Raw genomic sequence first — 22,427 nt, forward strand, 5'->3', positions numbered from 1 at the left:
CCGTCGACGACCAGTGCCTGACCGGTGACGTACCGGGCCGCGGGGGAGAGCAGGAAGGTCACGACATCGGCCACGTCTTCGGGCAGACCGGGCCGTCCCAGCGGGATCCGGGCTGCCGACGCGGCGACGCCGTTCGGTCCGGCCGAGTTGACCGGATCGAGCGACTGCGGCGACGCGATCACGCCCGGCAGCACGGCGTTGACCCGCACTGCCCGCGCCGCCAGTTCGATGGCGGCGCTGCGGACGAAGCCGACGACACCGGCCTTGGCCGCCGTGTAGTGGGTGTGGCCCGCCCACCCGACCGCGCCGCCCGCGATGCTGGACACGCACACGATCGAGCCGCCGCCGCGGAAGTGGCGGGCCGCGGCGCGCACGGTGCGCATCACGCCGGTGAGGTCGATGTCGACGACCTGCGCCCAGGTCTCGTCGGACAGCTCCAGCAGCGGCGCGCGCCGGACCACACCGGCGTTGGCCACCACCGCGTCCAGGCGCCCCCACCGTTCGGCGGCGCCCGCGCACGCGGCCTCCAGCGCGGTGGTGTCGCGGACGTCGGCGTCGATCACGACCGCCTCCGCGCCCTCGGCCACGACGGCGTCGACGGTGTCGCCGGCCCGGTGCGGGTCACCGGCGAACGTGCCGACGGCGACGGCGTAACCGCGCCTGGCGAGCGCGATGGACACGGCCTGCCCGATCCCGCTGGCGGCTCCGGTGACGAACGCTACCTTTCCGGTCACGGCATCACGTCTCCCGAGTTCGGGCCGAGCGTCTGTCCGGTGTAGAGGTTTCCGGACGGATCGCCGGCCAGCAGGACCGCGGTGGGCGCGACCTCGTGCGGCTGGCCGAAGCGGCCGAGCGGAAGGTCGGCCACGGACGCCTTGGCCTCGGTGAGATCGTCGGCGAGCGGGGTCTCGATCGGACCGGGCGCGATCGCGTTGACCGTGATCCCGTCCGCGGCCACCTCCCGGGCCAGCGCTTTGGTCAGGCCCAGGATGCCGGCTTTCGCGGCGCAGTAGTGGGCGAGCAACGGCGCACCCTTGAGCGCGAGCTGCGAGGAGATGTTGATGATCCGTCCGTGCCGCTGCGCGCGCATTGTCGGCAGGGCGGCCCGGCAGCACAGGAAGGTGCCGCGGAGGTGGACCGCGAGCATGTGATCGAACAGCGCGGCCGGCATGTCCGCCACCCGCGACTCCGTGATGATCCCGGCGTTGTTGACCAGCACGTCCAGCCGGCCGAACCGCGCCACCGTGGCGGCGAAGGCGGCGTGGACCGCGTCCTCGTCGGACACGTCGGCGACCTCGGTGTGCACGGTGGCGCCGAACTTCTCGCAGCGCCGCACGACCTCCGCCAGGTGGTCGCCCACGTCGCGGTCCACAAGGGACACGTCGGCGCCTTCCTCGGCGAACGCGACGGCGATCGCGGCGCCTATGCCGCTCGCGGCGCCGGTGACCAGCGCCGTCCTGCCGGCGAGTCGAGTGTTCATCGCGAGTCCAATCCGAACAGTTGGGTGGCGTTGCCGGCCAGCACCAGGTCGCGGGCCACCGGGTCGGTCAGTGCGGCAGGCCGCAGCAGTTCCATGCGCGGCTCGAGGACCGGTGCCAGCGAGCCGTAGCAGAGCCGCTCCGCGCCGAGCTCGTCGACGACACCGGCGAGCCAGTCCTGCCGGTACACGCCGCTGGTCAGCACGCGAAGGTTCGGGGCGGCACGCAGCGCACGCAGCGCGGTCTGCCCGGACAGCCCGCTCATGTTCATGTGCCCGCCCCGGGTCGCCACGACGGGCACCTCCGGGTGGCGTACCGCGAGGTCGGCCAGCTGGGCCGGCTCGGACACCCAGGGATACCCGCCCTCCACGACCACCGGCCTGCCTTCGGCGGCGAGCAGGCGCAGGAGCGGGTCGAGGAGCGCGTGCTCGTTGATCCGGAAGGTCTCCTCCCACGGGTGCAGGAAGACGCCGACAGCACCGCCGGCGAGCGCCCGCTCCGCGGCGCCGACCGCGTCCGGTTCCCAGGGGTCGACGCGGGCGAGCACCTCGACCCGCACGGCCAGGCCGGTCGCCGCGGCGGCGCGCAACAGCCGCTCGGTCGCGCCTGGCAGGTCGCGGTCGGCGGGTGCGGCCGAGGTCACGATCAGCGTGTGCACGCCGAGGTCCCCGGCCTGGCGCGCCGCCGCGGGCAGGGTCAGCTCGCCGCCGAACCGGGACCGGCCGACGAGCACGCAGGCGTCCACAATGGATGCGGCGGTGGCCGCGGCACTGGACGTCGTCATGTCGCAGCTTTCTCGAGGAGGCGCATGGCGTTGCCGCCGAGCACCAGTTTCAGTTCCTCGTCGGTCAGCCCGGCGAGGCGGATCTTGGCGAGCTCCAGCGTCGCGGGGCAGCCCGGTGCGTCGGAGGCGAACAGCACCCGTTCGGCGCCGACCCGCCGCACGGCGGCTGCCAGCGCTCCCGGGTAGGGCATGGCGGAGGTGTCGAGGTAGACGTTGGGCAGCCGTTCGGCGACGGCGATGGCGTCCTCGGTGTGGCCGTAGCCGCCGGTGTGGGCCAGCACGATCGCGGCGTCCGGGACTGCGCGGGCGGCGTCGGCGAGCTCGAGGGGGGTGGTGAACGGGTCGTCGCCGGAGTGGAACATCACCGGCACGCCCCGGTCGGCCGCGATACGTACCAGCCGCAGCACCGGCTCCTCGCCCGGATGGGCCAAAGTGGACACACCGTGCAGCTTGAGCCCACGGAACCCGAGCTCGTCGAGCGCGTGCTCCAACATGGCGGGTGCGTCGTCGTACCAGGGGTGGACGCGGGCGAACCCGTACAGCCGCTCGTTGGCGGAGCAGGCCGCGGCGAGCACGTCCAGCGCGTCTCGCCTGATCGCCGGCGCGTCCACAATGGTCATGACAACCGCTCGGTGGATGCCGGCCTCGTCCAGCTGGGCGAGGACGGCATCCACGGGCAGGTGCCACCCGAGCGCTGGCACGTCGTCCACGTGCGTGTGGAAGTCCACGATCATGAAAGGAGCGCGTCCTCTCCTCGTCGTGCGGTCTCGACCTCGTCGTCGAGCCGCGCGGGCACGGGGGCGTCCGCCGCGTCCAAACGGGACACTCGGCCGGCGAGCAGCCGGGCGGTGCTCACGTACCCGACGATGGTGATCACCATGCAGCTGATGTTCTTGAGCGCGACCGTGGGCAGCGCGATGTAGATGAGCACCCCGGCGACGGTCCAGCCGACGGCGAGCCAGTTGAACCCGGACCAGTACCAGTACCGCCCGTTCCGGGAGAACAGCGCGGAAACGTCGATGCCCATGCGCTTGCAGAAGACGTAGTCGGCGATCAGCACGCCAGCGACGGGGGCGAACAGGTTGCCCATCGCCGTCATCAGGCCGGTGTAGCCGTTGACGAGGTCGGGTAACAGGGACAGCGCGACGCCGATCACCGCGAGGGCGAAGGTCGCCCAGAACCGGCCCATCCGCTGCACGATGTTCACGAGCGCGAGCCCGGCCGTGTAGAGGTTCAGGACGTTGATCGTCCAGTTGTCCAGCACGATGTAGAGCAGGATCAGGCCGAGCAGCAGCGGGTTGCTGGTGATCTGGGCGATCACGTCGAAGGCGTTGGCGTTTCCGCCGGAGGCGACCGCGGCGTAGCAGCCGACGAGTGCGGAGATGAGCGTGCCCACGACTGCCGCGGCGAGGGTGCCCATCCACATGTCCACGCGGCTGCGGGAGTAGCGGCAGAAGTCGCTCGCGTTCGTGATCATCGACAGCCATGCCGACGCGACGCTGTTGAGCCACAACGCGAGCAGCGGCCACTGCCAGGGGATCTCCGTGCTGAACCCGAACACGGCCGACGGCGCGTAGGCGGGGTCGTCGTGGGTCATGAGCAGCGCGATGAAGATCGCCGACAGGATGATCTTGGTGGGGAACGCCAGCCTCGACAGCACCTTCAACGAGTCGTAGCCGATCAGCGCGACCGCGGCCTGGATGATCGCGAAGACCAGGCTCACCACGACGAAGTCGAGCGTGTAGCCGGTCAGCGCGCGCAGTACCGCGATGATGCCGAGGGTGCCCGCGACGGTTTGGAAGGCGAACCAGTAGACGGCGCTGATCACGTGCAGCGTCGATGGGATCCACTTGGCGCCGCGCAGGCCGTAGGTGATGCGGGTGCCGACCTGGCCGGGCAGGCCGTAGTCGACGCCGATGGTCGCCATGATCGCGTAGGCGGAGAACGCGATCACGATGCCGGAGATCTCGGCGACCACCGCGGCCCAGAACGGCAGGCCGGCGGCGACGGCGGAGCCGGCGATGAGGATCATGCCGGGGTTGATCAGGAAGTTGAGGATCATGAAGAAGACGTCCCACCACCGGACGGTCTTCTTGTCGTCGGGGATCGCCTCGACCCCGTACTGCTCGACGTTCCTCGGCTGGCGGTAGCGCTTGGCGAGCGCGGCATCCGGTTGGTCGGAGATGGTCATGGTGACTCGATTCGGTGTCGGGCGCACGAGGACGCCGGCGGTGGCCGAGCTGGAACGGCACACGGCGCAGGGCTCACCGTCGCGGGGGCGCGCTGCTGCCTCGGAACGCGCGGCAGTGCGCGGAACTCCGATGCGTTCGACGAGATATTGGCTCTGTGCGGACGGTCCTAGAAGGACGGCGGGGTGACCGCGCCGATGAACTCTGCCCACTCGGTGTCCGGGTTCCGGTACCAGTGGGGGAGACCCGAGTCGTAGGTGATGCTGTCGCCTGTGGACAGCTCGTACATGTCGTCGCCGACGAAGATCTCGATCCGGCCGGAGAGCACGTGCTGGCACTCCTCACCGGGGTGCCGGAACGGGTTTCCGGCACCGTCGAAGCCCGGCGGCATCCTGGTCAGCAGCACCTGCAGGTCACGCTGGAGGTCGGGCGTCAGCAGCTCGTAGGTCAGCCCCTCACCGGCGAGGGCGAGCCGCGTTCGCTCGTGTTTGCGCACGACCTTCCGGTCGGTTGGTCCACCGGGGTCGGTGAGGAACGTGCCGAGCGGGACCTCGAGCGTGTAGGCGAGCTTGAACAGCGTGCTGAAGCTGGGATTGCCGATGCCCCGCTCGAGCTGGCTGATGAGGCCGGTGCTGATGCCGGCCGCGGACGCGAGCGCCTCCACGGTCAGCGAGCGCTCCGCGCGTAGCTTGCGCAGCATCGCGCCGATGTGGGCCAGCGTCTCGGCCTCGATCACTTCCTGCACGGTGGTCACCGTCACTCTCATCTTCAGCGCAATGAAGATATGCACGTATATTGAAGAGCCGATGCCGCGCAGTCAAGGCCGGTGAGCGGAAAGAGATTTCGTCCCCGTTAAGTCTCCCGTCGAGCGTGCGCTCCGGGATGGACAGTTGGAGGTCAGGCATGGCAACGGACGCCGCGTTACGGGACGACGCCAAGGCGATGACGGGTGACCTCGTCGAGCTGCGGCGCACGCTGCACCGCACGCCCGAGGTGGGGCTGCGGTTGCCCCGCACCCAGGAGACGGTCCTCGGCGCGCTCGACGGGCTCGGGCTGGAGGTCACGACCGGCGCCGCGCTCTCCTCGGTCACCGCGGTGCTGCGTGGTGGCGCCCCCGGCGGACCCGCCGTGCTGCTGCGCGGCGACCTGGACGCGCTGCCGGTCACCGAGACGACCGGGCTGCCGTACGCCAGCGAGGTGGCGGACACCATGCACGCGTGCGGGCACGACCTGCACACCACCATGCTCGTCGGTGCGGCCCGGCTGCTGGCCGCCCACCGCGACGCGCTCGTGGGCGACGTGGTGTTCATGTTCCAGCCGGGCGAGGAGGGTTGGGACGGTGCGCGCCACATGATCGACGAGGGCGTGCTGGACGCGGCGGGCAGCAGGGTCGTCGGTGCGTTCGGCATGCACGTGCTGTCCGCGCAGGTGCCGAGGGGTGTGTTCGCCACTCGCCCGGAGACGGTCATGGCGGCGAGCGACATGCTGATGGTCACCGTGCACGGTGCGGGCGGGCACGGCTCGGCGCCACATCTGGCCCGCGACCCGATCACGGCGGCGGCCGAGATGGTGATCGCGCTGCAGACGATGGTCACCCGGCGGTTCGACGTCTTCGACCCGGTCGTCATCTCCGTCGGCCTGATCCGCGGCGGCACGCGGCGCAACATCATTCCCGAGGAGGTTCGGTTCGAGGCCACGGTGCGCAGCTTCTCGCAGGCGGCGCGGACGCTGGTCCGGACCGAGTCCGTGCGGGTGTGCGAGAACGTCGCAGCGGCGCACGGCGTGACCGTCCAGGCCGAGTACCTGGACGAGTACCCGGCCACGGTCAACGACGCGGGCGCCGCGGCGTTCGCCGCCGACGTGGTCGCCGAGACCTTCGGCGAGGAGCGGTACCAGCCGATGCGCGTGCCGCTCGGCGGGTCCGAGGACTTCTCGCGCGTGCTCGCCGAGGTGCCGGGGTGCTACCTGATGCTGGGCGCGTCCCCGGCCGACGACCCGACCACGACGCCGTACAACCACAGCCCCCACGCGGAGTTCGACGACTCGGTGCTGCCCGACGGTGCGCTGCTGCACGCGAGGCTGGCCGTCGAGGCACTGCGCCGCGCGACGAACTGAGCGCCCGCGCGCCGCGTAAACCTCTTCACACGTAGTGATATATCATCGTGTGGTGAGTGGCAAGCGTGAGGGCGGGCAACGGCTCGCGGCCTACAACGAGCTTCGCGAGATGATCCTCGACCTGCGGCTGCCGCCCGGCGCCGTGGTGAACGAGCAGTCGCTGGCGAACGAGCTCGGCTACGGCAGGATGCCGATCCACGAGGCGATCGCCCGGCTGGCGGGGGAGCGGTTCATCACGGTGCTGCCGCGCCGTGGCACCGTGGTCACCGCGTTCGCGTTGCAGGACGTGCTCGACATGTTCGACGCCCGCCAGGCGGTCGAGGGCGGCATCGCCTACCTCGCGGCCTCCCGGGCGACCGACGTCGACCTGGCGACGCTGCGCAAGCTCGTCAAGTCCGCCGGCAAGGCACGCAAGGGCGTCCACCCCGACGAGTTCCTGGCCGAGGACATGGAGATCCACTCCTACCTGGCGCGCATCACGAAGAACTCGTTCCTCCAGGACACCGCCGACCTGCTGCTGCTGCACAACCTGCGGTTCTGGCGGTCACACTGGAGCACCCGCCCACCACAGCAACATTCGATGATGTCCCACGAGGACCTTCTCCACGCGCTGGAGGCCCGCGAACCCGAGCAGGCGCAGGAGGCGATGCGCGCGCACATCGCCTCCTCGCGCCAGCTGCTGCAGTCCTTGTTCTAGTCCGCCTCCCCGGGATTAACAGTGTGCGTTGCGTCCCGGCGAATAGTGCGGGTATCGAGGTGGATGGTGGCTGGGTGCCGTCACGGTCCCCTGAGGTTCCGGTGGTCGGCGCAGGACTTCACCCGATGATCTACGAGACACCTGGTCCGCCTCCCCGGGATTAAAAGTGTGCGTTGCGTTCTGGCGAATGGTGTGGGTGTCGGGGTGGGTGGTGGCTGGGTGCCGTCACGGTCCCCTGAGGTTCCGGTGGTCGGCGCAGGACTTCACCCGATGATCTACGAGACAGGCCTTAGTCTCCCGCGCCGATCCAGATGGCGGCGATCTCCTTTGACGGCGCCACGTCGAACCGGTGCCGCATCAGCAGCATCGACGCGTCGTGCTGCTGCCGGTCGTCGCTCGCGACGCAGTCCTCCGCGATCACGACGTAGTAGTCGTTGAACATCGCGTCCCGTGCCGTCGACTCGACGCAGCCCTCGGTCGTGCAGCCGGTGACGATCACGGTCTCGATGTCGTTGCTGCGCAGGATCAGGTCGAGGCAGGTGCCCCAGAACGCGCTCGACCGCCATTTGGGCACCACGACCTCACCCGGGCGCGGCTGCAACCCGTCGACGAACTCGCGGCCGGGTGTGCCGATCTCCGTGTAGCGCAACGGCGGCGCGCCGTTCTGGGCCTCCTTGTGCATGCGCATGTTGAATCGGATCTGCGCCGGCGAGTCGCTGACCCGCCCGCCGAGCGCGGTCATCTGGATGTGCACGACGAGTGTCCCGGCATCCCGCGCCGCGCCGAGCAGGTCGACGAGGCGCGGGTGCATGTCCGAGTACATGCTCAGATCGACACCCAGGGTGCCGAACGCGCCGTCGGCCTCGATGAAATCTCGTTGCATGTCCACGATGAGCAGCGCCGCCCGGCGTGGGTCCACCAGTTCGTCCAAAGAGGTCAGGACGTCTCGTCCGTCGATGTGGATCACTATGCGGCCTCCCAGTGAACTGCTGGAAACATATCTGTAATAGACAGACTGATATACTACAGTGCAACGTTGGTCGACAGTAGGGAGCGTTGCACAATGGGTGACGGCACAGTTGGGCTCAGCCGGCGCCGGTTCCTCGGCGTCGCGGGTGGAGCCGCCGGGCTCGTGGCGCTCGGCGCATGCGCGACTCCGGGCAGTGGTAGTGGTTACGGCGGCAGCGGCGACATCGTCTACCTGTCGTCGTCGAACTTCATCGGCTCCTGGAACCCGTACGACAACCAGGTGCTGGTCCACATGCGGACCCAGCGGATGGTCTACGACTATCTGATGTGGATCGACAACGACGGCAGCTTCGTGCCCGGGCTCGCGGAGTCGTTCGAGCTGATCGCGCCGACCGTGTGGGAGGCCAAGCTCCGCAAGGGAGTGACGTTCCACGACGGACAGCCGTTCACCGCGCTGGACGTCAAGGCGTCGGTCGAGCTGGCGTCCAACCCGAAGTCCGTGGTCGGCTCGCTCTTCCCGGGCCAGCTCCAGGGTGAGGTGGTCGACGACCACACGGTCCGGATCCACACGCCCCTGCCGTTCGCGCCGCTGAAGGCCGCGTGCCTGTCGGCGAACCAGTCGGGCGCGATCATCAGCCACCTCGACGCCGAGAAGGGCCCGGAGTTCCTCAAGAAGAAGATGAACGGCACCGGTCCGTACAAGATGGACACCTACCACGGCGAGGCAGGCGGCCTGCGGCTCGTCGCGAACGAGAGGTACTGGCGGGGCAAGGTCGGCGCGAAGAGCGTCACCATCAAGTACGTCAGCGACGTCAGCACGCGGCTGACCGCTCTGCAGACCGGCCAGGCCGACATCGTCGAGGGGCTCGGGCCGAGCGAGGTGAAGACCCTCCAGTCCTCGTCCGGGGTGACGGTGTCGCACGTCGAGAGCACCGACGCGATGATCCTCGACTTCCGCACGCAGACCGCGCCCATGGACAACCCGACGCTGCGCCAGGCGATCTGCCACGCCATCGACGTGCCCAGCATCGTCAAGAACATCTACGGCGGGTACGGCAAGGTGAACACGGCCTTCAACGCGCCGAACACGATCGGCTTCGCGGACAACCCCGGCTACTTCGCCTACGACGTGACGAAGGCGAAGAGCCTGCTGGCCGCCGCCGGCTACCCGGGCGGGAGCGGGCTGCCGACGCTGAAGTTCCTCTCGGTCAAGGGCGCCTACCCGATGACGAACGAGTACTCGCAGCTCATCGTGCAGAACCTGAAGGACGTCGGTGTCGACGTCACGTTGCAGATGCTCGACGAGCCGGCGTGGAACGAGGCGTTGTTCAAACCGGACGGACACATGATCCTGCACGGGTGGCTGGTCCCGACGCCGGACCGCAACCCGTGGTACACCTCGCTGTTCAAGACCACGGGCATGATCGACTTCTGCAGCGACAAGGACATCGACGCCGCGATCGAGGCGCAGGCCAAGGAGGTCGACCCGGCGCGGCGCGAGAAGGTGATCAAGGAGCAGCTGGAGCCGGCGCTGGTGAAGCACGCGCCCGGGTTCCCGATGTTCACCTATGACCTGATCACCGGGGTCTCCGCGAAGATCACCGGTCTGACCGTCCCGCACTGGTACGAGTTCGACATCTTCCCCGTGGCGAAGTCGTAGCCCGATGGTCCGGTACATCAGTGGCCGGGTGGCGCAGGCGGTCCTGGTCGTCTGCGCGGTGGCCGCGATCATCTTCTTCGTGATGCGGCTCGCGCCGGGCGACCCGGCGCGACTCATCGCGGGGCAGCTGGCGTCCGCGGACGCGGTGGCGGCCCTGCGCCACCAGCTGGGCCTGGACCAGTCGGTGATGGTCCAGTTCGGACACTTCATCGCGAACATGGTGCGCGGGGACTTCGGCAACTCCTACTACGAGCAGTCCTCGGTGTTCCAGCTGATCGCCGAGCGGCTGCCGCTCACGCTGCTCCTCACGGCCGTGGCGATCCTCGTCGCGGTGGCGATCGGCTTCCCGCTCGGGTTCGTCGCCGCCACCCGGCGGGGTTCGTTGGTCGACCGCGCGGTGCTGGTGGTCCAGATGGTCTTCCAGTCGGCGCCGAGCTTCTGGCTGGCTTTGGAGTTCCTGCTCATCTTCGGGGTGAAGCTCGCGTGGGTGCAGCCGATCGGCTACGAAGGCGTGCAGTCGATCGTGCTGCCGGCCCTCGCGCTGGCCGTCAGCCTGATCGCGATCATCTCGCGGGTCAGCAGGGCGTCGATGATCGAGATACTCGAGCTCGACTGGACCAAGGCCCTGCGCGCCCGGGGCATCCCGCCACGGCGGATCATCTGGGTGCACGCCTTCAAGAACACCTGGGTGCCCACGCTCACCCTGCTGGGCGCGCAGGTGGGCTACCTGCTGGGTGGCGCGGTCGTCGTCGAGTGGATCTTCAACTACCCCGGTCTCGGGCTTCTCACGCTCAACGCCGTGCTGCGCAAGGACTATCCGCTCGTGCAGGCGATCGTGGTGGTGACGGCGGCGATCTTCGTGCTGGTAAACCTGCTCATCGATCTGGCCTACGGCCTGATCGACCCACGCATCCGGATCCGGAAGTAGGGGCCGATGTCAGTTACCCCAACAGTTGTGCCCGCACCCGCCACCGGCCGGGTCCGCGCGACGCTGCGGGAGGCGCTCACCGGCGCGACGCTGGTGGGCGCGATCCTCGTGGCCGTCGTGCTGATCATGGTCGTCGCCGCGCCGCTGGTCGCGATCCACGACCCGGTGCAGCAGGACGTGACACACCGGCTGGCCGCGCCGGTGTTCATGCCGGGCGGGACGTGGCGCCACCCGCTCGGCACGGACGGGCTGGGCCGGGATCTGTGGGCCCGGATGGTGTACGGGCTGCGAACCTCGCTGCTCATCTCCGTCCCGGCGGTCGCCGTCGCGGCGGCGCTGGGCGTCCTGATCGGCATCGCGGCGGGGTACTTCGGCGGCATCGTGAACGCGATCCTCATGCGCGTCACCGATGTGCAGATGGCTTTTCCGTTCATCATCCTCGGGATCACGCTGCTGTCGGTCTACTCGCCGGGGCCGGTCGTCCTCATCGTCGTACTCAGCCTGTCCGCGTGGCCGGTCTACGCGCGGATCATCCGGAGCATCGCGCTGGTCGACGCGGGCAGCGAGTACGTGCTGGCCGCCCGTGCCATGGGCGCGAGCCACTGGCGGATCATCACCCGGTACCTGCTCCGCAACGTGGCGATCTCGATGCTGATCCTCTCCACCCTCGACGTGGCGGCCGTCATCATCCTCGAGGCCCTGCTGAGCTTCCTGGGCCTCGGTATCCAGCCGCCGGGAATGTCGCTCGGCACCGTGATGGCGGACGGCAAGGACTACCTCTCGACCGGGATCTGGTGGATAACGACCATGCCCGGCGTACTGATCCTCATCACCCTGCTCGGCCTCAACCTGCTCGGTGACGGCCTGCAGGGCACGTTCGACCCCAGGCTGAGGCGCACATGAGCACGGTATCGGCACCGACGACGCGGCAGGGCGAGCCGGCGGTCGAGGTCCCGGTCGTCGAGGTCACCGGCCTCGAGGTCAACTACGGGACCGCGGGCGGCAAGGTGCTGCGGGCGGTCAACGACATCAGCTTCTCCGTGGCCGCCGGCCGGACGTTGGGGATCGTCGGCGAGAGCGGATCGGGCAAGACCACCGTGGTGCGGGCGATCCTGCGCATCGTCGACCCGCCGGGCGAGATCTCCGCGGGCGAGGTGCGCTACAAGGGACGCGACCTGCTCGGTCTGTCCGAACGGGACATGGGCACGCTGCGTGGCGACCGCATAGCGATGATCTTCCAGGACCCGTCCGCGTCGCTCGACCCGCTGCAGACGATCGGCGCCCAGTTCGTCGCGACCATCAGGCAGCACCGGGGGTGCGGCCGGGCGGCGGCACGCGAGCGTGCGATCGAGGTGCTGACCGCGGTGGGGGTGCCGGACCCGGTCGCCACGATGCGCTCCTACCCGATGGAGTTCTCGGCCGGCATGACCCAGCGGATCATGATCGGGTTGGCGATCAGCTGCGACCCCGACGTGATCCTCGCCGACGAGCCGACGACGGGGCTCGGCGTGGTGGTGCAGGCGTCGATCCTGGCCGAGCTGCAGAGCTTGCAGGAGCGGCTGGGCACGGCGCTGATCCTGATCACCCACGACATCGGGATCGTCAGCTACGTGGCCGACGACATCCTGGTGATGTACGCGGGCAAGTGCGTCGAGTACGGCGACAAGCGCAGCGTGCTCACCGGCCCGCTGCACCCGTACACCCTCGGGTTGATGCGCTCGATCCCGGAGACCGACCGCGACCCCGGCGAGCGGCTGCTGGCGATTCCGGGATTTCCGCCGGACATCTCGGACCTGCCCCCCGGCTGCCCGTTCGCGCGCCGGTGCGACCGGGCGATCGACGCGTGCGAGACGGCGAACCCCGAGCTGGTCGAGCTGATGCCGGGGCACCACGTGGCCTGCCACTCCCCGGTTCCGAGCACGGAGGCGCCCCATGGCGAGCACGCTTCTTGAGGTCAGCGACCTGGGAGTCCGCTTCGGCAACGGGATCCAGGCGGTGGACGGGGTGTCGTTCGGTCTCAGCGCCGGCGAGTCGTTCGGCGTCGTCGGCGAGAGTGGCGCGGGCAAGACCACGCTGCTGCGTGCCATGGTCGGCCTGGTGAAGCCGACGGCCGGGGCCATCCGGTACGACGGCGCCGACATCGCGACGTTGCGCAGGCAGGCACGCAAGCGGTACCTGCGCAACGTGCACCTGATCTTCCAGAACCCCTACCGGGCGTTCCACCCGAGGATGACGGTCGCGCAGTCGTTGGCCGAGCCGCTCCTCATCCACGACCTGGCCCCCAAGGAGGAGCATCGCGCGCTGGTCGCCGCCGCGTTGCGCGAGGTGGGCCTCGACCCCGCGTTCGTGTCGCGCTACCCGCACCAGTTCAGCGGCGGCCAGCGGCAGCGCCTGGTGCTGGCGCGCGCGTTGGTCCTCGGCGCGCGGCTGCTGCTCGCGGACGAGCCGGTGTCCGCATTGGACGTATCGATCCAGGCGCAGGTGCTGAACCTCCTGCGCGACCTCAAGGACGAGCGCGGGCTGACCTTCGTCGTGGTCGCGCACGACCTCGCGGTCGTCCGCTACCTCTGCGACCGCGTGGCCGTGATGCTCGACGGGAGGTTCGTGGAGATCGGGCGCAGCGCCGACCTCTACTCGCACCCGAAACACCCGTACACCCAGGCGCTGCTGGCGTCCGCCCCGTCGATCAAGGGCGGGCTGTCCGGCACGAAGCTGGCGAGGTTCGCCGGGGAGTTCGACTCGGGTGGCGAGCTGACCGAGGTCGGGCCCGGCCACTTCGTCGTGAGCTGACCGTCGTTCGCTGAAAAGGAGACGAAAAGGATGACACAGTCAGGATTCTCCCTGGCCGCGGTGGGCGATCTGGTGCCGAGCAGGCGCCTGCCCGCGGAGCTCTCGACCGGCTTCAAGGCAACCGCGGACTATCTGTCCACAGCGGACGTCACCTTCGGCGATCTGGAGATCCCACTGTCGACCGGCGGCGCCCCGCGGGAGAAGTGGATCACGTTTCGCGCGTCGCCGGACCTCGCCGAGGACCTCGCCGGCCTGAGGTTCGACGTGCTGTCCCTGGCCAACAACCACTCCCTGGACTACGGCCCGGAGGCGCTGTTCGACACGATGCGGGAGCTCGACGCGGTCGAGGTCCGGCACCTGGGCGCGGGCCGGGACCTGGCGGCGTCGGGCGAGCCGGTGGTCATCGACGTCAACGGGGTGTCGGTCGGGTTCCTGGCCTGGTCCTGCCTGCTGCCGACCGGCGCCGCCGCGAGCGACACCCGGCCCGGGCTCGCGCCGCTGCACGTGCACACCGCCTACGAGCTGGACGCCTACCTGGTGATGGAGGAACCGGGCAACCCGCCCGTGGTGCGCACGCGCATCGACGAGGCGGACCTCGCCCGCGCGGTCGAGTCGATCACCGCGCTGCGGGACGAGGTCGACTTCCTCGTGGTGTCGGTGCACTGGGGCTACGGCGCGGGCGAGAACCTGGCGGAGTACCAGCGGCCGTTGGGCCACGCGATCGTCGACGCGGGCGCGGACGTCGTGCTCGGCAACCACGTCCACGCGATCCACGGCGTGGAGGTCTACCGGGGAAAGGCGATCCTCTACAGCCCGGGGAACTTCATCGCCCAGCAGCCCCGGGAAGGCCTGTCCGAGGGGGCCATCGCCATCCTCGACGAGATGTCGCGGGACGGGTACCTCGCCTGGCTCGACGTCGCCCCGGGCGGCGGCTACACGCTGCGCCTCGTCCCGGTCACGGGCAACGCCGACGGCCTGCCCGAGGTGGTCGACGGCCCGGACTGGGAGCGGATCGCCGAGCGGATCGAGCGGCTGTCGGCCCGGCTGGGCACCCCGGTCTCCAGGGACGGCGGGTACGTCACCGTCCACGGCACGGAAGGCGTCGCCTGAGATGGGGCCGGTCACCGTCATCACGGGTGCGTCGTCGCCGGTCGGCATCGGCAGGGCGACGGCACTTCTGCTGGCAGAGCAGGGACACCGGCTGGCGCTGCTCGACGTCGACGAGGACGGGCTGGCGGAGGCGGCGAAGCTGTGCCGCGACCTCGGCGCGGAAGCGATCACCGCACGGTGCGACGTGTCGAGTACGTCGAACGTCGACGACGCGATCGGCGCCGCGCTGGCGCACTACGGCCGGGTCGACTGCCTGGTCGCGAACGCGGGAATCGCCCGGCGCAAGGACTTCGTGGACCTCACCGACGCGGACTGGGAGGAGACGCTGAGCGTCAACCTGGGCGGGGTGTGGCGGTGTGCGCGGGCGGTGCTGCCCGGCATGCTCGAACGCAACGACGGCAGCATCGTCGCCGTCTCCTCCCTGCGCGGTTACCCGTGGGGCTGGGCGCACCACGTCCACTACAGCGCCTCGAAGGCGGCCATCGAGGGCCTGGTTCGCGCCTTGGCCGTGGAGGTGGGACCGCGTGGTGTGCGGGTGAACGGCGTCTCACCCGGCTTTGTCCGCACCAACCAGTCGCTCGACCCGGTGAACTCCGCGGGTGAGGAGGGCATGCGGCGTTCGGTCGGTTACATCCCACTGCGGCGGATCGGTGAGCCGGACGACATCGCCGCGACGATCGCGTTCCTGTGTTCGGCCGCCGGACGGTACGTCGCCGGGCAGAACATCCTCGTGGACGGCGGCTTGACGCTGGGCGACCTGAGTCCGTTGGAAGCCGGCTAGCGCATGGGACTCGACGAGATCGACACACCGTTCCTGCTGCTCGACCCGGCCAAGGTGAGCCGCAACATCAGCCGGTTGCGGCGGCGGACGAGCGAGCTGGGCGTCGGGCTGCGGCCGCATGTCAAGACCGCGAAGTCACCCGACGTGGCCGGCCTGCTGTTCGACGGCGCCACCGGGCCGATCACGGTGTCGACGCTGAGGGAGGCGGAGGTCTTCGGGGCGGAGGGGTTCACCGACATCCTGTACGCCGTGGGGATCGCGCCGGACAAGCTGGCCCGCGTGCTGGCGCTGTACCGGCGGGACGTGCCCGTGGTCGTGCTGCTGGACACGGTCGAGCAGGCGCGGGCGGTGGCCGACGCGTCGCGACAGTCGGGCATCGCGATCCGGGCGTTGATCGAGATCGACTGTGACGGCCACCGTGGCGGGATCGCGCCGGAGGATCCCGCGTTGCCCGCCATCGCGGCGACCGTCGCGGACGGCGCCCGGTTGCTCGGGGTGCTGGCCCACGCGGGCGAGTCCTACTTCTGCTACCACGAGGACGCGCTCGCCGCCGCCGCGGAGGGGGAGCGGGCGGCCACCGTCCGGGCCGCGGAGGTGCTGCGCGCCAACGGGTTCGCGTGCCCGATCGTGAGCGTCGGCTCGACGCCGACCGCCCACGCCGCGAGGGACCTCACGGGCGTGACCGAGATGCGCGCGGGCAACTTCGTGTTCTTCGACCTCGTGATGGCGGGGATCGGTGTGTGCTCGGTCGACGACATCGCCGTCTCGGTCGTCGCCACGGTGATCGGGCATCGCCGCGACCGGGGCTGGATCATCACGGACTCCGGTTGGACGGCACTGTCGGCCGACCGGAGCACCGCGCGCCAGCCGGTCGACCAGGGGTACGGGCTGGCGTCCGATGTGGACGGAACGGTCCACCCGGACCTGCTGGTCGCCGATGTGACGCAGGAGCACGGCATCCTGTCCCTGCGGGCCGGAAGCGGGGCGGCGTTGCCGGACCTGCCCGTCGGCACCCGGGTGCGGATCCTGCCCAACCATGCGTGCGCGACCGCCGAGCAGCACGACCGGTACCACGTTCTCGGCGACGACGGCGCGGTGTGCGCGGTGTGGCCACGAGTGCAGGGGTGGTAGATGTTGTTCATCTCCGAGGCCGAGTCGGCGGCGCTGATCAGCGAGCAGCTCGCGTTCGACGCCGTACGCGACAGCCTCGTCGCCGCCGTGGCCGAACATGCCCGCACCTTTCCCGCGGTCGCCGGGCACGGTTCGGATCCCCGCAACGAGTTCGCGATCAAGTCCGCGGCGAGCGGGAAGGTGGCCGGGCTCAAGGTCGGCAGCTACTGGCCGGGCAACGCCGCGCGTGGTCTCGCCCGGCACAGCTCGCTGATCATGCTGCTCGACCAGGACACCGGACGGGTCGGGGCGGTGATCGAGGCGGGGGAGGTCAACGCCTACCGGACCGCGGCCGCCGACGCCGTGGCGGCGGCCGCGCTCGCCCGGCCGGACGCCGCGTCGCTGGCGATCTTCGGCTCGGGACACCAGGCGCTCTACGAATGCCTCGCGTTGAGCCGCATCCGTCCTGTCGAGACGATCCACGTCGTGGCGCGTGATCCGGGACGTGGCGCCGACTTCGTGGCGAAGCTCGCCGCCAGGAGCCTGCACGCGGTACCCGCGCAGGCGCGGGATGCCTGCCGGAGCGCCGACATCATCGTCACCGCGACGACCGCGTCGGCCCCGCTCTTCGACGCACGGTGGGTCAGGCCGGGAACGCACGTCGCGAGCATGGGCTCGGACCGGGTGGGCAAGCAGGAGCTGCCGGTCGCCCTGCTGGAGAGGGCACGCCTCTTCTGCGACCTCCCGTCGCAGTCCACGCGGATCGGCGAGCTCCAGCACATCGCCGACGAGGTCGCGGCCGGTGAGCTGGCGGTGACCTCGATCGGCGCCGTGCTGGCCGGCCGCGCGGCCGGGCGCGGCTCGAACGAGGAGATCACCGTGTTCGACAGCTCCGGGATCGCGCTCCAGGACCTGTACGTTGCGGCGGCCCTCGTCGAGGAGTGGCGCCGCCGAGCGCCGGCCTTCGAGGCAACCAGCTGAGGGCGGACGAGCCCGGGCGGTCACCGGCAGCGGCGGCGGACTCGATCACCGCGAGGTCCGCTTCGCTCAGCCGGACGCCGGTCGCGCCGAGGGACTCCTCCAGCCGCCGGCCGGGGACAAGCCTTCACGACTGGTCTCCCGGGACGGTCATCCCCTCAATCCGGCGCGTCGCCCAGGATCCGGGCAGTGACGAGTTCCGGTCTGTCCAGGGGTAGGGCGTGGGAGGCCCCTGGCACGATCTCGGTGCGGATGTGGGGGTTCACCGACTCGAGGCGTGCGACCACGTCACGGGAGCGGTGGATGAAGCTGCGTTCGGCGAGGACGATCCGGGTGGGCGCGCCGACCGAACGCAACTCCTCGTCAGTGAACAGGGGTTGCTCGGGAAGGTGCACCCGGTACTTCAGACTGCCGAAGACCAGGGGGCGCAGGGTGTGGCGCACCGTCGGGTCTCCGGACCTGATCCGGCGGAGGATCGGCTTGGGCGCGAGCCAGCGGAGCATCTCGGCGAGGCTCCAGAGGAAGAAGAAGAGCTTGCCGATCGGGGCGAATCCCGGCGGGTCGAAGACGGTGACGCTGGCAAGCCGGTCCGATGACCGGGTGGCGAGGTTCAACGCGAGCCAGCCGCCTCGGGAAAACCCGGCGAGGTGGACCTTCTCGTGGCCGAGGCCGGCGAGGACGTCGGCGAGCCAGTCCGCGCAGTCGTCGGCGTTCTGGATGGGGTGGGTCTGGGTCGAGCGTCCTGGCTCGCCGATCGAGTCGACGGCGTAGACCCGGTGCCGTGCGGCCAGACCGGCGATGAGGGGGTACCACGACAGTGACGTGCCCATGACGCCGTGCAGGAGCACGATCGGCGGGCCCGAACCGGCGCCGCTCCGCCGGACGCGGGTCGGGCCGAACCGGGTGTCGATATCCAGCTCATCGGCGGGCACGGACCACTGCCGCAGCACGGCCTCGTAGGCGGCGAAGTACCGCTCCTGCGCCTTCTGGTTGGTGAACTGTCCAAGCATCGGTGCCTCCCCAGAGTTTTATAGTGCATCTGCACGATAACACTTCGTGGCGGGTGTGGCACAGTGATCGCGTGCCGAAACGCGTTGACCACCAGCAGAGAAAGCGCGAGATCGCGGAAGCGCTGCACGGGATCGCCGCCGTGCGGGGCCTGCAGGCGGTCACGTTGCGTGCGGTCGCCGCGGAGGCCGGCATCTCGATGAACCTGGTCCAGTACTACTTCCCCACCAAGGAGGAGCTGCTGCGGTTCGGTTGGCAGCGGATCGTCGAGCTGGGCGCGGAACGCGCCGGGAAGGGCGTCGCCCCCGCGCTGGAGACCGGGGACGAACGCGCGATCATGCGGGCATACCTGCTCGGCGTCCTGCCGACCGACGAACGCGGCCGCATGCTGTGCGCGGTCCAGATCGCCTACCTCGCCGTCGACGTCACCCGCCGCAGCCTGGACCCCGGGCAGGAGGCACTCCTACCCCACCTGGTGCGCGCGCTCGCCGAACAGCTCCGGCAGGCCCAGGATCGGGGCAGGATCCAGGCGGACCTCGACCCTCGGCTCGAGGCCGACGCCCTCGCCACCATGGCCGGCGGGCTCCTCACCGGAATGCTGGTCAGGGCCTACGACACACCTCAGGCCACGGCCGTCGTCGACTACCGGCTCGGCCAGCTGTTCAGTCGGCCGCGTCGGTGAGGCGGGAGGCGCGCCCGCACCACGCTCGGAACTGGCCGACCTGCTGCGCCCGACGGCCAACCGCGCCGTCGGGTCACGACTACGGTACGACGATGAGTGTGATCAGGTGAGGGCGCGGTTCCAGGAGCTGGACTGGCGGGCGACGCCGCTGGGTGAGCTCGTCCTGCGGCGCCGGTGGGATCCGGTCTTCGACAGGGAAGTACACGAGATCAAGCTGAACGACGAGTTCCTCATGTCGAGCCTGTTCACGGTCGCCGAGGTGGAGCTGGGGCGCCTGGCGCTCGCGGGGTTGGCGGCCGGGCCGCTGGATGTGGTGGTCGGCGGGCTCGGGCTGGGCTGCACGGCACAGTCGGTGCTGGCGAACCCGGACGTCCGCCGCCTGGTCGTGGTCGACGCGCTCGGCGAGGTGATCGAGTGGCACGAGCGGGGGTTGATCCCCGCGGGCGCGGAGCTGACGGCGGATCCCCGGTGCGGTCTCGTTCAGGGCGACTTCTTCGCGATGGTGCGCACCGGCGCCGAGTTCGACCCCGCGTCGAAACCGGAGGGGCTCTGGCACGCCATCGTCGTCGATATCGATCACTCGCCGCGCCACCACCTTCATCCCAGCAACGCCGACCTGTACGAGCCGGCGGGCCTGCGGCGTCTCGCTGACCGCCTGCGCCCTGGTGGCGTGTTCGCGCTGTGGTCGAACGACCCACCGGACGAGGAGTTCACCGCCGCGCTCAGCAAGGTCTTCGCCGACGTGCGGGCCGAGATCGTCCGGTTCGACAACCCGCTGCAGCAGCGGGAAGCCAACGCCACCATCTACCTGGCGACGACGGCTTCGGTTCGATAGCAACGGAAAGTCCCGGGATCCGGTACCTGCCGCTGCAGGACGCGGACGGCTGTTAGACTGAAACTGTAGTTCCGGCACGTGGATCCAGAAGGGGGAACCCATGGACGAACCTGGTGAGCGGAAGTCCGGAACGACGCCGGGCACGGGCCCCCGCCTGATCGAGCGGGCCATCGACGTGCTGATGGTGCTCTCGAGCGGGCCGAAGACCTTCACGGGGGTCTGTCGAGGGGTCGGACTGTCGAAGGGGACCGTGCACCGGATTCTGACCGGGTTGTCCTACGCCGACTTCGTCGTGCAGAACCCGGCCACGGGGGAGTACATGCTGGGCTCGGGCTGCTACCGGATGGTGCGGGAGCTGGGCGGTACCAACGGCGGTGTCGCCGGGCTGGTGCGGCCGGTGCTCGCCGACCTGTGCGCGCAGACCGGGGAGACCGTGGTCCTGCACATCCGGGTCGGCCGCCGGCGCGTGTGCATCGAGGAGTTCGAGAGCCCGCAGTCCCTGCGCTACACGGCCGGGGTGGGCACGTCGGCGCCGCTGCACGTCGGGTCGGCGGGCAAGGTCCTGCTGGCCTGGCTCGAGGAGAAGGAGCTGCGCGCGCTGCTCCCGGACCAGCTCGAGCGGCTCACGGAGGCGACGATCACCGACTGGCCGGTTCTGCTCGACGAGCTGGGGACCGTGCGGTCGCAGGGCTGGGCCGAGAGTCACGGCGAGCGGGTCGGCGGCGCGTTCGCGGTGTCCGCTCCGGTCTTCGACGACCGGGCGCAGGTCGTCGCGTGCGTCAGCGTTCTCGGCCCCGAGGCCAGGTTGACCAGGTCGAGGTTCATCGAGCTGCGGCGGGCGACCGTGGCCGCCGCGGCCGGTGCGGGCGCGATGATCGGCGCACCGCAGCGTGACGGCGCCGAGTCGGAGCGCGACGCGGTTCTGGAGTCCTGACTGGCGGGTCGAGCCGGTCGGCTCGAGCGCGCGCCCAGCGGCGATCCCTGTCCGGATCGGCCGCTCACTTGTCCAGGTTTCTTGTGAGGGCACGGACTCCGTGAGGAGCCGGGCGCGGGGTCGGCCACGTCGCCGGTCCTGTTGATCGAGGGTTCCCGTCCTGAGTTGTTCCGTGTTACGGTCCGAGAGTACCGGTCAGTGGAAATCGGATCGATGGAGATCTTATGCGTGCTCACCGTGTGGTCAGGTTCGCGCCGGTGGCGGCCGCCTTGCTCGCCGCCGTCGCATGTGGTTCAGGCAACCAGACCGGTACCGGCGTGGGCGCCGGCGCCGGCGCCGGGGACACCGTGCAGGTCGGCCTCGTCATCCTCTCCGGCCCCGTCGGCGCCAACGAGGACCACATGAAACAGGGCTTCGAGATCGCCAAGCAGGACATCGTCGCCGACGGCGGGCCGAAGATCGACCTCGTCACGTGCGAGGACCAGGTCAACGTCGACCAGAGCACGGCGTGCACCCGCAAGCTCATCTCCCAGAACGGCCTCAACGCGGTCATCCTCGACACGGCCAGCCCGGCGGCCCTCGCCGACGCGGCGATCACCGGGCGATCCGGGGTCGTGGCGCTGCTGCCCTCGCAGCGGGACACGGCGCTGACCGAGCAGGGCACGAAGAACCTCTTCCGCACAGGGATCTCCGGCGCCGTCGAGGTGGAGAAGGTCACGCCCGAGATCACGAAGTCCCTGAAGCCGAAGACGGTCGGCATCCTCGCGGAGAACAACTCCTTCGGCCAGGACGAGCTGGAGCGGTTCACCAGCGCCTTCAAGTCCAGCGGCGTGCCCGTCGTCTACTCCGCCTCGTTCGACGCCACGCAGACGGACTTCAGCCCGGAGCTGACCAAGGTCAAGTCGGCCGCGCCCGACGTCCTCGTGATGATCGGCGAGGCCAACCACGGCGCGCTGATCGCCCAGCAGGCCAAGACCATCGGCGTCCCCTCGAAGCTCGTCGCCAGCTCCGGGATGACGAGCCCGGACCTGCTCACCCTGAGCAAGGGTGCGATGGACGGCCACTACGCGTGGTCGACGTTGCCGATGGCCACGGGCGCGTCCCAGGACTTCGCGAAGAAGTTCCAGGACAAGTACGGCGAGGCGCCCTCCAGCATCTCGGCGGAGGCCTACACGGCGCTGCGCACGCTCGTCACCGCGATCCAGAAGGCCGGCACCCAGGACCCCGACAAGCTCGCCGAGGCGCTGTCCAAGGTGAGCTGGGACAGTCCTATCGGGACGGTGAAGTTCGACGACAAGGGTCAGAACGTCAACGCCGCCGGCGAGCTGCAGCTGGTGAAGGGTGACACGTTCGTGCCGGTCGGCTCGGCCGCGAAGTAG

At 70.0% G+C, this 22,427-nt stretch carries 23 protein-coding genes; 15 read left to right on the forward strand and 8 right to left on the reverse strand.

Going from position 1 to position 22,427, the window contains the following annotated elements; translation table 11 throughout:
* From VGD70_RS03745 to VGD70_RS03770, 6 genes are all read right to left on the reverse strand, one after another.
* The coding region (locus tag VGD70_RS03745) for an SDR family NAD(P)-dependent oxidoreductase (RefSeq protein WP_331078125.1) at positions 1-734 on the reverse strand (734 nt) is incomplete at its 3' end.
* On the reverse strand, positions 731-1,480 hold the full coding sequence (locus tag VGD70_RS03750; protein ID WP_331078127.1) for an SDR family NAD(P)-dependent oxidoreductase: 750 nt from the start codon (positions 1,478-1,480) through the stop codon (positions 731-733). The genes VGD70_RS03750 and VGD70_RS03745, both read right to left, overlap by 4 nt.
* A complete protein-coding gene (locus VGD70_RS03755) occupies positions 1,477-2,262 on the reverse strand; it encodes an amidohydrolase family protein (RefSeq protein WP_331078129.1) in 786 nt (261 codons plus the stop codon). Before VGD70_RS03755 ends, VGD70_RS03750 begins: the two co-directional genes overlap by 4 nt.
* The gene (locus VGD70_RS03760) at positions 2,259-2,996 is read right to left on the reverse strand and encodes an amidohydrolase family protein (protein WP_331078131.1); all 738 of its coding nucleotides are present in this window, start codon (positions 2,994-2,996) and stop codon (positions 2,259-2,261) included. Before VGD70_RS03760 ends, VGD70_RS03755 begins: the two co-directional genes overlap by 4 nt.
* Positions 2,993-4,453, reverse strand: coding sequence for a purine-cytosine permease family protein (locus tag VGD70_RS03765; protein ID WP_331078133.1), 1,461 nt, complete (start codon positions 4,451-4,453; stop codon positions 2,993-2,995). Before VGD70_RS03765 ends, VGD70_RS03760 begins: the two co-directional genes overlap by 4 nt.
* Before the next feature lie 167 nt (positions 4,454-4,620).
* On the reverse strand, positions 4,621-5,205 hold the full coding sequence (locus VGD70_RS03770) for an XRE family transcriptional regulator (RefSeq protein ID WP_331078135.1): 585 nt from the start codon (positions 5,203-5,205) through the stop codon (positions 4,621-4,623).
* 149 nt (positions 5,206-5,354) lie between these two features.
* Between VGD70_RS03770 and VGD70_RS03775 the strand changes: the two genes are divergently transcribed.
* Both VGD70_RS03775 and VGD70_RS03780 read left to right on the forward strand, forming a co-directional pair.
* Entirely contained in the window at positions 5,355-6,566 is a 1,212-nt protein-coding gene (locus tag VGD70_RS03775; RefSeq protein WP_331078137.1) for a M20 family metallopeptidase, read from the forward strand.
* A gap of 52 nt (positions 6,567-6,618) precedes the next feature.
* A complete protein-coding gene (locus VGD70_RS03780; protein WP_331078138.1) occupies positions 6,619-7,263 on the forward strand; it encodes a GntR family transcriptional regulator in 645 nt (214 codons plus the stop codon).
* A 289-nt stretch (positions 7,264-7,552) separates the two neighbouring features.
* Here VGD70_RS03780 and VGD70_RS03785 read toward each other — a convergent pair whose 3' ends face one another.
* The gene (locus VGD70_RS03785; protein ID WP_331078140.1) at positions 7,553-8,230 is read right to left on the reverse strand and encodes an isochorismatase family cysteine hydrolase; all 678 of its coding nucleotides are present in this window, start codon (positions 8,228-8,230) and stop codon (positions 7,553-7,555) included.
* 96 nt (positions 8,231-8,326) lie between these two features.
* Between VGD70_RS03785 and VGD70_RS03790 the strand changes: the two genes are divergently transcribed.
* From VGD70_RS03790 to VGD70_RS03830, 9 genes are read left to right on the forward strand one after another with little or no spacing between them, the layout of a single operon-like run.
* Positions 8,327-9,892 (forward strand): ABC transporter substrate-binding protein, encoded by a 1,566-nt coding sequence (locus tag VGD70_RS03790; protein WP_331078142.1) that lies wholly within the window; start codon positions 8,327-8,329, stop codon positions 9,890-9,892.
* A gap of 4 nt (positions 9,893-9,896) precedes the next feature.
* A complete protein-coding gene (locus tag VGD70_RS03795; protein WP_331078144.1) occupies positions 9,897-10,820 on the forward strand; it encodes an ABC transporter permease in 924 nt (307 codons plus the stop codon).
* A gap of 27 nt (positions 10,821-10,847) precedes the next feature.
* Positions 10,848-11,723 (forward strand): ABC transporter permease, encoded by an 876-nt coding sequence (locus VGD70_RS03800; RefSeq protein ID WP_331078146.1) that lies wholly within the window; start codon positions 10,848-10,850, stop codon positions 11,721-11,723.
* Positions 11,720-12,772, forward strand: coding sequence for an ABC transporter ATP-binding protein (locus tag VGD70_RS03805; protein ID WP_331078148.1), 1,053 nt, complete (start codon positions 11,720-11,722; stop codon positions 12,770-12,772). The genes VGD70_RS03800 and VGD70_RS03805 overlap by 4 nt, the downstream gene beginning before the upstream one ends.
* Positions 12,753-13,610: an ATP-binding cassette domain-containing protein gene (locus VGD70_RS03810; RefSeq protein WP_331078150.1), complete on the forward strand. Its 858-nt coding sequence runs from the start codon at positions 12,753-12,755 to the stop codon at positions 13,608-13,610. The genes VGD70_RS03805 and VGD70_RS03810 overlap by 20 nt, the downstream gene beginning before the upstream one ends.
* 30 nt (positions 13,611-13,640) lie before the next feature.
* Positions 13,641-14,720: a CapA family protein gene (locus VGD70_RS03815; RefSeq protein ID WP_331078151.1), complete on the forward strand. Its 1,080-nt coding sequence runs from the start codon at positions 13,641-13,643 to the stop codon at positions 14,718-14,720.
* A gap of 1 nt (position 14,721) precedes the next feature.
* Positions 14,722-15,501: an SDR family oxidoreductase gene (locus VGD70_RS03820; RefSeq protein ID WP_331078152.1), complete on the forward strand. Its 780-nt coding sequence runs from the start codon at positions 14,722-14,724 to the stop codon at positions 15,499-15,501.
* A 3-nt stretch (positions 15,502-15,504) separates the two neighbouring features.
* On the forward strand, positions 15,505-16,632 hold the full coding sequence (locus VGD70_RS03825; protein WP_331078154.1) for an alanine racemase: 1,128 nt from the start codon (positions 15,505-15,507) through the stop codon (positions 16,630-16,632).
* Complete coding sequence (locus VGD70_RS03830) at positions 16,633-17,592, forward strand: ornithine cyclodeaminase family protein (protein WP_331078156.1); 960 nt, start codon at positions 16,633-16,635, stop codon at positions 17,590-17,592.
* A gap of 155 nt (positions 17,593-17,747) precedes the next feature.
* Here VGD70_RS03830 and VGD70_RS03835 read toward each other — a convergent pair whose 3' ends face one another.
* Positions 17,748-18,599 carry an alpha/beta fold hydrolase gene (locus tag VGD70_RS03835; RefSeq protein ID WP_331078158.1) on the reverse strand — a complete coding sequence of 284 codons (852 nt, stop codon included), beginning with the start codon at positions 18,597-18,599 and terminating at the stop codon, positions 17,748-17,750.
* Between the two features lie 71 nt (positions 18,600-18,670).
* Between VGD70_RS03835 and VGD70_RS03840 the strand changes: the two genes are divergently transcribed.
* The 4 genes from VGD70_RS03840 (at position 18,671) to VGD70_RS03855 (ending at position 22,427) form a co-directional block, all read left to right on the forward strand.
* Positions 18,671-19,279 carry a TetR/AcrR family transcriptional regulator gene (locus tag VGD70_RS03840; RefSeq protein WP_331078160.1) on the forward strand — a complete coding sequence of 203 codons (609 nt, stop codon included), beginning with the start codon at positions 18,671-18,673 and terminating at the stop codon, positions 19,277-19,279.
* Between the two features lie 106 nt (positions 19,280-19,385).
* Positions 19,386-20,114, forward strand: a complete 729-nt coding sequence (locus VGD70_RS03845; protein ID WP_331078162.1) for a spermidine synthase — start codon at positions 19,386-19,388, stop codon at positions 20,112-20,114.
* A gap of 100 nt (positions 20,115-20,214) precedes the next feature.
* On the forward strand, positions 20,215-21,048 hold the full coding sequence (locus VGD70_RS03850) for an IclR family transcriptional regulator (protein WP_331078164.1): 834 nt from the start codon (positions 20,215-20,217) through the stop codon (positions 21,046-21,048).
* 224 nt (positions 21,049-21,272) lie between these two features.
* Positions 21,273-22,427 carry an ABC transporter substrate-binding protein gene (locus VGD70_RS03855; protein WP_331078166.1) on the forward strand — a complete coding sequence of 385 codons (1,155 nt, stop codon included), beginning with the start codon at positions 21,273-21,275 and terminating at the stop codon, positions 22,425-22,427.

The sequence above is a fragment of the Actinophytocola sp. genome, assembly GCF_036402745.1.
GTDB lineage: Bacteria > Actinomycetota > Actinomycetes > Mycobacteriales > Pseudonocardiaceae > Actinophytocola.

What these genes read in the sequence shown, in the direction of transcription:
- VGD70_RS03750 (WP_331078127.1), bottom strand. Translation starts at nt 1,480, where the DNA reads ATGAACACTCGACTCGCCGGCAGGACGGCGCTGGTCACCGGCGCCGCG.
- VGD70_RS03755 (WP_331078129.1), bottom strand. Translation starts at nt 2,262, where the DNA reads ATGACGACGTCCAGTGCCGCGGCCACCGCCGCATCCATTGTGGACGCC.
- VGD70_RS03760 (WP_331078131.1), bottom strand. Translation starts at nt 2,996, where the DNA reads ATGATCGTGGACTTCCACACGCACGTGGACGACGTGCCAGCGCTCGGG.
- VGD70_RS03765 (WP_331078133.1), bottom strand. Translation starts at nt 4,453, where the DNA reads ATGACCATCTCCGACCAACCGGATGCCGCGCTCGCCAAGCGCTACCGC.
- VGD70_RS03775 (WP_331078137.1), top strand. Translation starts at nt 5,355, where the DNA reads ATGGCAACGGACGCCGCGTTACGGGACGACGCCAAGGCGATGACGGGT.
- VGD70_RS03790 (WP_331078142.1), top strand. Translation starts at nt 8,327, where the DNA reads ATGGGTGACGGCACAGTTGGGCTCAGCCGGCGCCGGTTCCTCGGCGTC.
- VGD70_RS03795 (WP_331078144.1), top strand. Translation starts at nt 9,897, where the DNA reads ATGGTCCGGTACATCAGTGGCCGGGTGGCGCAGGCGGTCCTGGTCGTC.
- VGD70_RS03805 (WP_331078148.1), top strand. Translation starts at nt 11,720, where the DNA reads ATGAGCACGGTATCGGCACCGACGACGCGGCAGGGCGAGCCGGCGGTC.
- VGD70_RS03810 (WP_331078150.1), top strand. Translation starts at nt 12,753, where the DNA reads ATGGCGAGCACGCTTCTTGAGGTCAGCGACCTGGGAGTCCGCTTCGGC.
- VGD70_RS03815 (WP_331078151.1), top strand. Translation starts at nt 13,641, where the DNA reads ATGACACAGTCAGGATTCTCCCTGGCCGCGGTGGGCGATCTGGTGCCG.
- VGD70_RS03820 (WP_331078152.1), top strand. Translation starts at nt 14,722, where the DNA reads ATGGGGCCGGTCACCGTCATCACGGGTGCGTCGTCGCCGGTCGGCATC.
- VGD70_RS03825 (WP_331078154.1), top strand. Translation starts at nt 15,505, where the DNA reads ATGGGACTCGACGAGATCGACACACCGTTCCTGCTGCTCGACCCGGCC.
- VGD70_RS03830 (WP_331078156.1), top strand. Translation starts at nt 16,633, where the DNA reads ATGTTGTTCATCTCCGAGGCCGAGTCGGCGGCGCTGATCAGCGAGCAG.
- VGD70_RS03835 (WP_331078158.1), bottom strand. Translation starts at nt 18,599, where the DNA reads ATGCTTGGACAGTTCACCAACCAGAAGGCGCAGGAGCGGTACTTCGCC.
- VGD70_RS03850 (WP_331078164.1), top strand. Translation starts at nt 20,215, where the DNA reads ATGGACGAACCTGGTGAGCGGAAGTCCGGAACGACGCCGGGCACGGGC.
- VGD70_RS03855 (WP_331078166.1), top strand. Translation starts at nt 21,273, where the DNA reads ATGCGTGCTCACCGTGTGGTCAGGTTCGCGCCGGTGGCGGCCGCCTTG.